8 protein-coding genes are annotated in these 13694 nt (G+C 44.4%); 3 read left to right on the forward strand and 5 right to left on the reverse strand.

Annotated features, from left to right (window positions below):
* Positions 1-95: 95 nt before the first annotated feature.
* Both QUB11_RS01180 and rfbF read right to left on the reverse strand, forming a co-directional pair.
* Entirely contained in the window at positions 96-1163 is a 1068-nt protein-coding gene (locus QUB11_RS01180) for an acyl-CoA dehydrogenase family protein (RefSeq protein WP_333199222.1), read from the reverse strand.
* Positions 1164-1348: 185 nt separating this feature from the next.
* On the reverse strand, positions 1349-2125 hold the full coding sequence (gene rfbF, locus QUB11_RS01185; protein ID WP_333154658.1) for a glucose-1-phosphate cytidylyltransferase: 777 nt from the start codon (positions 2123-2125) through the stop codon (positions 1349-1351).
* A gap of 417 nt (positions 2126-2542) precedes the next feature.
* On the opposite strand from rfbF, the gene QUB11_RS01190 reads away from it, so the two are divergent.
* Together QUB11_RS01190 and QUB11_RS01195 are read left to right on the forward strand one after the other, a co-directional pair.
* Positions 2543-3082, forward strand: a complete 540-nt coding sequence (locus QUB11_RS01190) for an RNase A-like domain-containing protein (RefSeq protein ID WP_333199224.1) — start codon at positions 2543-2545, stop codon at positions 3080-3082.
* A complete protein-coding gene (locus tag QUB11_RS01195; protein ID WP_333199226.1) occupies positions 3079-3378 on the forward strand; it encodes a contact-dependent growth inhibition system immunity protein in 300 nt (99 codons plus the stop codon). The genes QUB11_RS01190 and QUB11_RS01195 overlap by 4 nt, the downstream gene beginning before the upstream one ends.
* A gap of 125 nt (positions 3379-3503) precedes the next feature.
* Here QUB11_RS01195 and QUB11_RS01200 read toward each other — a convergent pair whose 3' ends face one another.
* The 3 genes from QUB11_RS01200 to QUB11_RS01210 form a co-directional block, all read right to left on the reverse strand.
* Entirely contained in the window at positions 3504-4832 is a 1329-nt protein-coding gene (locus tag QUB11_RS01200) for a GH39 family glycosyl hydrolase (protein WP_333199228.1), read from the reverse strand.
* Positions 4833-4905: 73 nt separating this feature from the next.
* Positions 4906-8412 carry a glycosyltransferase gene (locus QUB11_RS01205; RefSeq protein ID WP_333199230.1) on the reverse strand — a complete coding sequence of 1169 codons (3507 nt, stop codon included), beginning with the start codon at positions 8410-8412 and terminating at the stop codon, positions 4906-4908.
* A 150-nt stretch (positions 8413-8562) separates the two neighbouring features.
* Entirely contained in the window at positions 8563-11130 is a 2568-nt protein-coding gene (locus tag QUB11_RS01210) for a glycosyltransferase (RefSeq protein ID WP_333199232.1), read from the reverse strand.
* A 160-nt stretch (positions 11131-11290) separates the two neighbouring features.
* Here QUB11_RS01210 and QUB11_RS01215 point away from each other — a divergent pair, with 160 nt between their 5' ends.
* A complete protein-coding gene (locus tag QUB11_RS01215) occupies positions 11291-13609 on the forward strand; it encodes a tetratricopeptide repeat protein (protein WP_333199235.1) in 2319 nt (772 codons plus the stop codon).
* The last annotated feature ends 85 nt before the right edge of the window (positions 13610-13694 follow it).

A 13694-nucleotide genomic window follows, 5' to 3' on the forward strand; every position in this document is an offset into this window, starting at 1 on the left:
ACTTAATTTATCAGTATTTGATGCACTCAAAGTTAGGGTCGGTTGCTCTAATTGTGATTGGGATTGTTTCAGTTTTAAGGGCGCTCGCTCCACAACTACAACCTTGCGATCAACCGATCGACCGTAGCTTCCATCACATCCTTTGTTTGCCCGGAAACAGTATACACCAAAGCTTCTCGATAAACTCTCCCGGCCGGGTGAACAATACCGTTAGCAGCACCGCTAGAAACTGCAACAGCAGCGTGCCCGCAACGCACCGCTAAATCAATAGCTTGAGCGCGCAGCGCTAATTGTTGTGCTTTCGAGCTATGTTGAGATTGTGGGAAATTCTGTTTTAGCCGATCGAGCTTTTGCTCTAGTTTTTGGCAAGCCGCCGTTATAAAAGGTGAATTCTTAGCAGCCCCGGCGGCTGCAATTACATCCAATCCTGCTCGAATACAGCCAAAAGTAGCCGGAACAAAATTCAGTATATTTTTGCTGTCGTTTTCCGAAATCCAGCCGACAGGTTTAATTGAAATTATTTCCGATTCATGCAGCAACCAATTATCGAGAGTGGCTGTCACAGTATTAGTCGAGTTCATGGCGATTAATTGCATGATTTCGCTACAAGCTATTTTACCATATTCGCCTTCAATATTGGCAAAAGGCACTAAACCAAAAACAGCGCGTTTGTCAGGAAGCACCGCCGCTACAATAAACTTTTGAAACAAGCCAAAACCTGTTACCCAAGGAACTTTTCCTGACAATAAATAGCCCGCTTTTGTGGGAGTTGCGGTGACGGCCGGATTGCCCGATCGCCTCAAATGCGAAAACCCAATACCCAAGCGTAACTCTTTTTGGGCGATCGCGGGCAAGTATCTGCTTTTTAGCAGTTCATTGTCGCTGTTGGCAAGCATTGCAGTGGCGCTGTGGTGCTGAGTTTGCAGGAAAGACAAAGCGCCGGAATATCGAGCCGTCAATTCCTGATATTGGTAAAAAATCTCCGGTGCAATTTCGGCACCGCCCCATTTTTGGGGAACTCGCAATGCTAAGAGCGATCGATTTTCTAATCCAGCAACTGCTGTTTTTAGGGCTTCCGAGTCGCTGTCGATAATTTCTGCGTGGGGTGAAACGCACTTTTGCAGGTAAGTTTCTGTGCTGTTTAGAATATCTTGAAGATCCATGTTTTATAATTATTTTATAGCAGAGGTAGGGACGCGGCACTGCCGTGTCCCTACTTATTTCCTCACATTGTGCACCCTTATCAAGAACAGGCAAGATGCCTGTTCCACAAGAAATAAATTCTATCTCTTGTGGAACGGGCATCTTGCCTGTTCATAAAAGGCTGACTGAGAATGCCAAAACTAACTCATTGCCACACTTTCCAAGGAGCCTTCCCTTCATCCCAAAGTTCGTTTAAATACTTGTATTCTCGAAAAGTATCCATCGCAAAGAAGAAGCCCTCATGACGGTAAGCCATCAACTGTCCGTCTGCCGCTAAACGCTGCATCGGCTCCTGTTCTAAAACACAATCATCTTCCCCCAAATACTCAAATACCCGGCGGTTAAATATCATATATCCAACACTAATCCAGCCGTCGATTTGAGGTTTCTCAGTAAATTGTACTACACGGCTATCGCTGTCTACCTCCAAAATCCCAAAGCGAGAAATCGGACGAAATGTGGTGACAGTTGCCAGCTTACCATGAGATTTGTGGAAATCGACTAAAGCCTCAATGTTGACATCAGCTACTCCATCGCCGTATGTCACCATGAAATTCTCGCGATCGATATATTTTTCGATCCGTTTTACCCGCCCCCCTGTCATGCTTGCCGCGCCAGTTTCAGCTAGTGTCACCTTAAAATCTTGTTCGAGATGTTCCTCGTGATAAGTGATGGTATTTTGCCGTCCCAGACAGATAGTAAAGTCATTGTTCATGGCTTCATAATTAAGGAAATATTCTTTAATCATGTTGCCGCGATAGCCCAAGCACACAATAAAGTTTTGGAAACCGAAGTGTGCATAGATCTTCATGATGTGCCAAATAATCGGATGTCCCCCCACATCAACTAAGGGTTTGGGACGAAATTCTGTTTCTTCTCTGAGACGAGTACCGAGACCGCCGGCTAGGATAACTACTTGCATTTTTTCAATTTTTTAAAGATCGGGACTTACGCATCAAAACCCAAGAAACCTGGTTTTTGGCCGTTTCTGCCGGTGTAACGAAGTATTTCGCAAAAAAACCCGGTTTCTGACCACCCGTGCGTCCAGGACTAAAGATAATCAATTAATGTATCATCAATCATTAGTGATTTTTTCAAAGAATTATTAACATTTTCTCATAGTGAGTGAAGCTTTGTAAACCACAGACATCACGAACTACTATGAATAATCGTAGGGTGCGCCTCGGCGCACCGTGTATTTATGAATAATCGTAGGGTGCGCCTCGGCGCACCGTCTATTAAAATGCAGCGCGCAATTTCTAACTTACGAATGGTAGATTAGGAAATAGACAAAAAAAGCCAACACCTCTACTAAATATAAGAAATAGATTCAACAGCAATGAAAAATCAACTCGATCGCCTAAAAAAGTTTTTAGGTATCCTCTGTACGATCGCCTCAATAATTATATTATTCCAATCGGCTATACCTGGTGTTTACGCCACGGTTGTTGCACCGAAAATCTCAACCATACCACAAACCACCATAGCTTTTGTGCCCAACATACCGGGCAGCGGATTAGACTTTCACGAAGCAGCAGGAGGACACACTTTAGAGAGACACGTTGGCAAAACCGAAGCACAACTAGCACAGCGACTCGCAAGCGAAACGAGAATTTCTGCCGCATCTTCCTTTACTAACCGTTCCGTCGCCGAAGCGGCTATTGCAGAAGCAATGAACAGAAATCAAAGTGCGATCGACTCTTGGGTGAAAAGTCGAGGTAATCGTTATACGATCGACTACAACGCCAACAGAATCATTGGCATTACTCTGCGTCGCCGCGCATCCAAAGCAACTTCGACAACTAGCCTGAGAATCGTCCTCCAGCGCAGCGCCCAATTACCTCCCGGATACTTTATTCTCACAGCCTATCCCCAATGATCGATCAATTTCCTCATTTAACCCAATTTTTCAGTTCCTACTTTCACCAAGACTGGCCGTTAGAAGCTGACACTCCCAGCGATGTAGTGAACAACTACCGCACCAGCGAACCGCCCGCAAGTGTTGAAGCTGCATCGCAAGAGCTCAGCAAACTGCTAGAAATGCCGATCGCCCCAGCCGATTTAGAAGCATTCATCCTCGATGAATTAGGGTGTTACTACGACCCACAATCCGAAAATCAAACACTCCGAGAGTGGTTGGAATCGGTGCAAAAATCTTTGAATAATCCCAGCTAAACTCTACTGACATCAGGTACCGCGCGATCGATAAACCCGTAGGGGCGGGTTCACCACTAGCCTCAAAAAGTACAGATAGGTTAAATAAACCCGCCCCCACCCCGCGATTTCTCTTCAAATCAAGCTCACTTGCTAACCGTCAATAAGTAGCCTTCGTGGACGTTGAAATTAGGGATAACATAAGCCAAGCTGCCACTACCCACCGAAAAACTTTCTTCTTTAACAGTGACAAGCTTTGGCACGGCTCCTTCTTGATTGTTGGGAATTTTTTCTAATTTTAGATTGATTTTCTGACCTCTTTGAATACCTAGCTGCTCCAAATTGCCGAGGGTTAATGTTACCGTTGTTGCTGAGGAAAAATTGGGATCGAAATAACCTAAAAGTATCTGTGCTTTACCTTCAGGATTTGACTTGCTGGCTAAAGCGACAAGGCGATTGTTATTTGACCAACTCCGCACCCGCGAATTAACTCCGTCAGCATAAGCTTTGTAAGTCCACCAAGCAGCTCTCGGCTCAAAAGTATTAGGCGTGACCATCCCACTCAGCGTATTGTTGAAGCAATTGCTAACTTTATTTGGCCCTTGAGTATCCCAACAAGCTCTGCAAGCACCGTCAGCTTTTGCATACTCTAAGTTATACAAATAACCTAAGATTTCCCCCGGCTGGTACTGCGCTAAGTTCCCGACTATTTCGTTGACGTAAATTTTTTGCAATTTCAGTTCCTTGTAAGAGGGACTTTGCTGAAAATTGCGTTTAGCATCAATTACATGGTCGTCAACAAATAAGATCATGGTATCGTTGAGTTCGTGCCAAGCTAAGAAATTTACTTCCAGTTTGTTCGCTTTGCAGTAATCCAAAAAAGCGGCGATATATCCTTTGTTGTAGTTGGTAATGCTCGGCCCGCCAATCATTGCTGACGGCCCCAACTCTTCCCGCAAAATTTTGTAAGCCCTTTTGTAGGTTTCAAAGAATTGTTCTCTGCTTCCATTCCAAAACGGATTTTTTAAATCTGGCTCATTCCATACATCCCAAATTATTTTTTTGCCTTTATTTTGCTGAGCTAACTCTCGGATGAATGCTTCCCATGCGGGGTAGTTTTGATAGGGCCAGCCATTGGGATTGCTACCGTAGCCCCACAAGTCGCTGACTAGTAACTGAAACTCGGCTCCGCTGGCGATTACTCGATCGTAAATATCGAGTCTCCCCACCCGCCAAAGTTTGGGCTGCAAGGGTTTTATCGAGCTATCCGGGGGCTTTGCGGCATCGATTCCGTGCAGGATGCCACTCATGGAAATTGTACCGGTGGCTGGCTGTCCAAAATCTACTGTAACGTTCGATCGCAGTTGGGCGATCGCTCTTGGCTGTCCCAAATAGGCTATTAACAGAACAGTGACAATAGCTAAACAAATTGGCAGCAGTTTATTAATACGTGGGAACTTGAATGTAAATTGCATATCTTTGGTGTGGTTAATGTTTTGTGGAACGGGCCGGAGAACCCGTTCCTAAGAATGCTGCAAGAACTCAGTTTTAACGAACCGATGAAAACACTTCAAAACCCTGTATTGATTGTATCACTTGTTGCCACGATCGGGAGTTGATCAGCTCGTTGGTATCGAACGGAACTCCTTTTTGCACAGCGAAAATACCAAAATTTTTCACCCAATCAAAGATACTTTCTGTGGTAAAATAAGGTGTGCAGGCCCAAGCAGATTGCAAATTATTCACCATCTCGGACATATCTCCTCGATCGTAAGCGTCCCAAGCTTTCCACACTAAATAATAGTATTTCAGCAGGCTATCGACTTGCTGTACCTGCTTTTTGAGTTTCGGACTGATAGAGAAACTGTCGCTCTCATCGTCACTTTCAAGTGCTTGTTCAATTAATTCTATATATTCCCGCAGCATCCGTTCTTCTTTGAATAGTTCTTGGGCTCGCGCTTTGCACGCTTGTCCTGCACCTCGGCGCAATTCGGGATTTTCTGCCCATATTTCCACCGTTTCTACTAACTCTTTTACTGTTCCTTCTGGGTCGATTGTAGGATCGGGGAGCAACTTTCCTGTATCTCCCAATTCTTCAGGAATCCCGCTGACTGCAGTGGCAATTACGGGCAATCCTTTCGCCATTGCTTCCATAATTGCTAGCGGCATTCCTTCTGCTTGGGAAGATAAAATAAAGATGTCGCTGGCATCGAGCCAATCGGCAATATCCCAGCGCTGTCCTAAGAATTTAACCTGTTCTTCTACTCCCAATTTGCTCACAGTTGCTCTTAATTCAGGTTCCAGATTGTCGTGAGTTGTAGACCCTGGCCCAGCCCAAACAAAGTAAATTTGGGGCCAAATTGGACGATTTTTCAATTGGGCGATCGCCTGCAATTGATACTGATATCCTTTAATTGGAGTCAATCTCGCCGCCGTAAAACAAACAACAGCATTTTCGGGGATTCCTTGTTCTTGACGCAGGCGTTGGCGAGTGGAAAGATTCGGCGGTTTAAAATAACTGTTCGGTCTCCCATAATAAATAACTTTGCCTCGTTTTAGAGGCACTTTAAAAATTCTTTTGAACAAGTTTAAATTTTCCTGGGACACTGCTACTACTGCTTTGGCTAAATCGTACTGATAGGAGACAGCCTCAAAATAGGGAATTTGATCGCCCCGATCGAAAGTTTCATAATTCCGGCCGATATAACCGAGAGTAACTATGTACGGTATGTCCTGCTTAATAGCAACTTGTTTAGCCGCAAAATTTGCCATCGGTGAGCCATCGCTAAATATAATTAAATCCGGTTGAGCCCGGGCATAAACTTTTTCAGCATCTCCTAAATTGTACGAAACTCGCAAAAACTCTTTAATCGTGTCAAAGTCCAGCCAAATATGTTCTATACCTAGCTGCTTTTGTTCGGCAATTAAAGGGTTAAAACTTTTAGTTTGAACACTAATAATTTGGTAGCCGTCGGCTGCTAATTTACACATCAGCGAGTGGTTAAACTGAGCCAAACCTCCCACTCCGTGGTCTTCGGCGAACAGGAGTATGCGGGCTTTTTGCGGTTGCTCAATCGAAATATCTGCAGGTTGAAATTGAGGAGTCTTGTTAGCAGCAACCACTACGACATGTTGCCATTCTTTTAAATTTGTTAAGGCATAAGTATCAAATTCGATACCGTATTCTTGCGAAACACTCCTAAAAGTTTCTAACCATTTAAATACTGTTTCCGTACCTGTAAAAGGAGTGTAATGAAGAGATTTCTCCAAACACTCGACCATCTCTGCCAAATATCCATCACGGTACATCCGCCACGCTACCCATACTAAACACCTGTAACGTTCCGCGCGTTTCAAGTCGCGGAGGTACTGAGGTAAGTCTAGCCGCGCGAAAAATTGCTCCATCACAATTTCCATATTTTTCATTACTTTGGATCCGCTGGACATGAGATTACTGTCGTGCTGGCGATAGCAGGTTAATATCTCTTTTAACCAAACTGACTTGCAGCCTTTTAAAGCTAAACGTAGGACAAAATCTAAATCTTCGGTTGGCGGCAAGCGATGATCGAAACCCCCCAAGCGTTCCCACCACTCTCGCCGCAGCATCAGGGCGCTGGAACGGACTGATTTGTACAAAACTAAGCTTTGTAAATTTAAGTAGGGTGCTTCTTCCCAAGGCTTTACTCCATAGATGCCTTCGTCCTTTTTGTCAACTATCAGCCAACCTGTCTGCACCAAATCTAATGTGGGGTCAACGTCAAAGCAAGCAATTTGTTTTTCGAGTTTTTCTGGGAGGAAGAAGTCGTCGCTGTCGAGAAAAGCTAAAAATTCGCCTTTGGCTAGTTCGCAGCCCCGATTCCGAGCTATTGCTGCCCCTTGATTTTCTTGATAAACGTACTGAATGAAATCGCCGTAAGGCTCTAAGATTTGGCGAGTGTTGTCGGTCGAGCCGTCATCTACGACAATAATTTCCCAGTCTTGGTAAGTTTGGTCTATCACACTTTCTACTGCTCTAATTATATAGCAATCGCAGTTATATGTCGGGATAATTACGCTGACTCGTGCTGCTTTTTGGGGAATTATATTAGAAATTAAGTCTTGCCATTCTGGTAAGTTTCTTAATGATTGCATAGTTAGGGGAAATCCGTAAGCTTTAGCAATAGCACCCAGACGATTTATCCAATCTCTTACGGTTTTTTTAGCAGAGTAAGGAGTATAAGCGAAAGATTTTTGGTAATACTCAACCGCTGACGCCGGATAGCCGGTATAGTACAAGTGCCATGCCATCCATGTCAGTGCTTCGTAGAAAGCAGGATTTTCTAAGTCGCGGATGTGCTGTGGCAAATCGGGTTTATTGAATAAGTTTTGTTTTAATTTAATAAACAGATTTGCTTGTTCGATCGATTTTTTAATTGACACATTTTTGTCATGCTGGCGATAACATACGGTCACCTGGGGTAGCCAAGCAGATTCGCAACCTAACAATGCTAAACGCAATACTAAATCGGCATCATCTACGGAATTAAACTCTGAGTTAAATCCCCCTACCTTTTCTAACCACTTTCGCCAAAACATCATGGCGCTAGGAAGTACGGGCATCTGTACTATCCATGTTTTCAAGTTTAATGTTGGGAAATCTTCCCAACATTTGATATCAGAAATTGTCTCTCCTTGCTCGTTCACTAAACGCCAGCCGCTATTGACAATTCCTAGTGATGGCTGAGCGTCAAATAACGCAACTTGTCCAGCTAACTTATCGGACAAGAAAAAGTCATCTTGATCTAAAAAAGCAATTAATTCACATCGGGATTCCTGAATTCCTCGGTTGCGGGCGGCAGCTACTCCTTGGTTTTCCTGATAAACATAGCGAATTTTGTCAAAATAAGGCTGCAATGCTTGGCGGGTGTCGTCGGTTGAGCCATCGTCTACGACGATAATTTCCCAGTTTTTATAGGTTTGGCTGATGACGCTTTCTACCGCTTGCGCGATGTAGCGATCGCCATTATATGCTGGAATAATTACACTTACTCGCGGTGTCGGATTTGCTATTGACATGAGTTTTATCGGTGATAAGGAAGGGTTCGGCAACTGATTATGAAACGGATGTAACGGAGGTAACGGAGGTAAGGCAGAAGGCAGAAGGCAGAAGACAGATGCAATTCTACTGCTGACAGCCATCTGAATTTGAAATGTAAATCTGGTCTTTTAGCGTGCATAAAATACAGATTCAATACCCTGTACTTCCTCGACTAATTGTTGCCATTCGGGTGAATTAGTTAGAGAATATGTATCTAAATAATGCCCTTTAGCTGACGAAAAATTACCAAAAAATTCTATCCAGTTTAACAGCGTTTCTGTACTCAAAAAAGGCGTACACTGCAAAGATTCTTGAAGCCACTTCTGCATCCCGATGAGATCTTCTTGACAGTAAGCGTGCCACCCCTTCCACACTAAAAAGCTGTAGCGCACCCGGCTTTCTACCTTCGCCATCCACTCCTGCACCTGTTTTTGAGTAACAAATTGATCTTTTTCGCGATCGGAAAGTAAAGCTTTTTCGATCGCCTCAACAGACTCTGCGAGCATCCGCTCCTCTTTGAACATTTTCTCGGCCCGCTGCTTGCAAGCTTGACCGATTTGGCGGCGCAATTCTGGATTCAGCGCCCAAGCTTCTACAGTTTCCGCCAATTCCCTCGCTGTGCCTTCGGGATCGGTATTCGGATCGGGCAACAACTTCCCAGTATCGCCGAGTCCTTCTGGAATCCCGCCCGCTGCCGAAGCAACTACGGGCAATCCTTTAGCCATCGCTTCCATGACTGCAAAAGAAGGTGCTGCATCGCCGAGAGATGTCAAAATGAATATGTCGCTAGCATCCAGTAAATCTAGGATATCCCAGCGCTGTCCGATCAACTTCACGCGATCGCTCACTCCTAACTCTCTAACAGCTTCCCTCAATTCTCTTTCTAGATCCCTATAGCTTCCCTCGCCATTTCCCGCCCAGACAAAATAAAGTTTAGACCACACCGGAGACTGCTTCAACTGTTTGATTGCTTCGATCTGATATCGATGCCCTTTAACGGGTGCCAATCGAGCAGATGTGAAACAGACAATCGCATCTTCAGGAATTTCTAACTCTTGCCGCAGGCGTTGGCGAGCCGAAGGATTAGGAGGTGCAAAATATTCAGGAGAGCGCCCCAAGTAAATCACTTGTCCTCGCTCTTTTGGCAACTTGAAATGTTGGCACAATAAATTCAAATGTTCGTAAGCCAAAACAATCACGGCTCTAGCTTGCAGGCACTGATACAGCACTCCCTCTCGATAAGGCACTACATCCCCGTAGGCAAAATTTGCGTGATCTGGCATGACTAACCCGATTAACATCATGTATGGTATTCCCATCTGAATAACTACCTGTTTAACTGCAAAATTGGAATAGGGCCAGCCATCGCTAAAAATAATCAGATCGGGTTTATTAGTAGAAAAAATCTCTTGTCCATCCTCAGTATTTCTTAATACCCGCGCTAAATCTCTATGGCTGCTAAAATCGAGCCACAAGTGTTCTATACCTAACTCTCGTTCTCGCTCAAGCAAGGGGCTAGAATGTTTGGTTTGCACGCAAGTGACTCGATAGCCCAACAAGGCTAACTGACAGAGAATAGCATGGTTGTACTGCGCTAATCCTCCCACGCCCGGATCGTCGGCGTTGTAGAGTAAAATGTGCGTTTCCCTACGGGATAGCTTCGCTTCACGTGGTTTTGAAGGTGTGGAAATAGAACTCTGTTGGGATTGGGGCGGATTAGTCATAACCATCAAAATTATATCTTGCCATTCCCCTAACTGACTCAGGGAATAACCGTCAAAATTGTCACCGTATTCTTCAGAAAGGCTATGAAAAGTTTCCAGCCAATTCAAGACTGTTTCCGTGGGCGAAAAAGGGGTATATTGCAATGACTTTTCCAAACACGGGGCCATCTCTGCTAGATGACCGCCGCGATACATCCGCCATGCCATCCACACCAAGCATTGATAGCGTTCCTGGTTTTTTAACTGGCGGATTGACTGAGGCACATCAAGTCTAGCAAAGAATTTTTCCATCAGAATTTCTGTATTCTTCATTAGCGGAAAACCGCTTGACATGAGATTGGTATCGTGCTGGCGATAACAGGTAAGTGTCTCTTCTAACCAAACTGCTTTGCACCCCTTTAAAGCTAAACGCAAGGCAAAGTCTAAATCTTCCGTAGGCGGAAGCCCCGCATCGAAACCGCCCAAGTATTCCCACCACTTACGCCGCAGTAGCATGGCACTTGGGCGCACACATTTATATAGAATAAAGCTTTCTAAATCTAATTTAGACGCTTGCTGCCAAGGCTTGACGGCAGAAATCTCTCGCCCGGTTTCATCGACCATGAGCCAACCTGTTTGCACCATATCTAATGTGGGGTCAGCGTCAAAGCAAGCTACCTGTTTCTCTAGCTTGGATGGTAGGAAATAGTCATCCGCATCTAGAAAAGCTAAAAACTCGCCTTTGGCTAGCTGGCAAGCACGATTACGAGCTATTGCTGCTCCTTGATTTTCCTGGTATATGTAGCGAATTCTGTCAAAATAAGGCTGCAATACTTGCTGCGTGCGATCGGTAGAACCATCGTCTACAACTATAATCTCCAAATTAGTAAAAGTTTGACCTAGGGCGCTCTCCACCGCTTGTACGATGTAGCGAGATCCATTATATACAGGTATAATTACGCTGATTAGCGGTGTTGGATTGACTGTTGACATTATTTAGCTCGCTGTTAACCTATTACTCTCTAGTTTATATTAATCTCACGGACATTCAGCACTATTCTCAGCTCGCTAGCTCTACTTACAGAAACTTGAAGTTTGGCAAATTGTAGCATATAATCTTACAGGTAATGATTACTCAAAAGGAAAAGAAAAAATGAATTCAGAAACAGCGCAGGTGAATTTTCAGCAACAGGCAGAACTTTATTTAGCTACAGGCAACTTCGATCGGGCGATCGCACTTTGCCAACAAGTTTTGGCATCTGAACCCAACTCTGCAGAGACTTGCAAGACCTTGGGGAAGGCGCTGCAAGCTCAGGGTAAACTAGAAGACGCAAGGTATTGGTATAAAGTTGCGATCGCCCTGCAACCCGATTTTGCCGAAGCTTTTGCTAACCTCGGCACTCTCTGCGCTACTTTGGAACAGTGGCAAGAGGCGATCGCCTGTTACCAAAAAGCCATCTCCATCCAACCGGACTTTGCAGGATTTTACCGTAATTTGAGCCGGATATTTACCCAACTCGGTCAAGCTGAAGAAGCAGCAGACTGTTGGTATCAAGCACTCATCTTGGAGCCAATAGAAATATCGGAAGAATATCTAGATTTGGGTAATAGATTGCTTGCACAAAATAAGCCCGAAAAAGCGCTAGTTTGTTACCATCGCACCATTTTTTTAAACCCTAGTTTTTGCGAAGCTTATTGCAAAATAGCCGAAGCTGCTAGCGAGCTGAAACAGTGGGACGAAGCTATTGTTCACTACCGCAAAGCTATTCAACTCCAGCCGGAGATTTCGGATTTTTATTACAAATTAGGCAATGTTTTGCAAGCTAAGGAACTCTGGCGCGAAGCGGAGGCTGCCTACCGAAAAAGTATTGATTTAAATCCCAATTCTTTTTTGTCATACTACAACTTAGGCAGCGTGCTGCTCAATTTAGAAAAATGGCAAGAAGCTGCGATCGCCTACCGCACGGCTGTTGAAATCAACCCGGATTATTCTTGGTCTTACTACAGCATCGGTGCAGCTTGCGATCGATTAGAAGAATGGTCTGAATCCGCCGCAGCTTACCAGCGCGCTACTGAAGTAGACCCGAATTTTTTCGCAGCTTTTCACCAGTTAGGAGATGCTCTTTTTAAACTCGACAAGTGGTCAGAAGCTGAGGCTGCATACGAACGGGCGATCGCACTAAATGCGGATTTATTTTGGTCTCATTATAATTTAGCTTTGACTTTAGTTAAACTTCACAAGTTTGCCGAAGCAACACTCGCTTATCGGCGGGCGATCGCACTCAATCCAGAATTCTCTTGGACTTACCACAATTTAGGAGAAGCGCTGTTGAAAACTCAACAGTGGAAAGCCGCAGCTACCGCTTATCAACGTGCTATTGAACTTAATCCCCGTATTTCTTGGTCTTATTACAATTTAGGCGATGCTTTGAGTGAAAATCACGCATGGAACGATGCTGTTTCCGCCTACCTTTGTGCGCTTCAAATCGAGCCGTCTCTACCGGGAATTTACATAAAGTTAGGTGAGGCTCTAATTAAAAGAACTCCGGTAGATTCAGATGTAGCAACTAGCTACTATCACCACGAAATGCAGCCGCAGCACGCTCCTGAATTTTACTGCGAAATAGCCCAAAAGTTTGCGGAGAGCGATCGGCTTAACGAAGCCATAATATTGTACTTGATGGCATTAGAAATTAGACCAAAAGATCCTCAAATATCCCAAAAATTAGAGGATCTTTTAGAAAAACAGCGTCAAACAGGGGAATCTACTCTATTATTAGAGTTAGAAGCTAAGGATATTCGCGATCGTTACATTGCCCGAGTCGCCAAAGGCAAGACTTTTGCAGAAGTCGGTGGCTTGTGGGGAACTGTCAGCGAAAAAGTATCTGTAGCTAGCAAATACGGTGCAGTTTGTCTGACAATGATTGATGCCATGCCGGCATCCATGCACTGGTGGCAAGATTTTCACCATCGCATGACAAGTTTAAATATTGCTAATTATCACTGTATCAATCAAGATATCACTCAGATTCAGCTTGCCGACATTGGCGAGCCTTACGATGTAGTTCACTGTGCAGGAGTGTTGTACCATCACCCGCATCCGTTACAGATTTTAGTTGCCTTGCGTCAGATAACTCGCGAGCATTTAGTTTTCACTTCAGCTATTACTCAAGAAGTGATAGAAAATGAGTTGGGACGCTATGAAATTCCAGCTTCGGGAGTAATGTTTATTCCCGCTTTGGACGACGCAGAACGAGCTATTTTAACAGCATACTGGCAGCAATACCTCAACAACAACCCACTTATAGGGATAACTGAAAAAGCAGTTTTTGACATCAACGACTTTGCGCCGTGGTGGTGGCTACCTACAGCTACTGCTTTAGAAGCTATGTGCAAAGTCGCGGGATTTAACGTTTTAGACAAAGGATTGACTTGGGACAATAATGCTTTGACTCTGCTGCTGGGGATTTGAGGGTTTGTAAACGAATAATAACAGGACTTGCTTGTGCACAAACGGCTAAACACCCGGTTTATGAGCGGATTCCTCGTTTTCTTTC

Origin of the sequence: Microcoleus sp. B6-A1 (assembly GCF_036705085.1) — a bacterium.
Taxonomy (GTDB): Bacteria; Cyanobacteriota; Cyanobacteriia; order Cyanobacteriales; family Microcoleaceae; genus Microcoleus.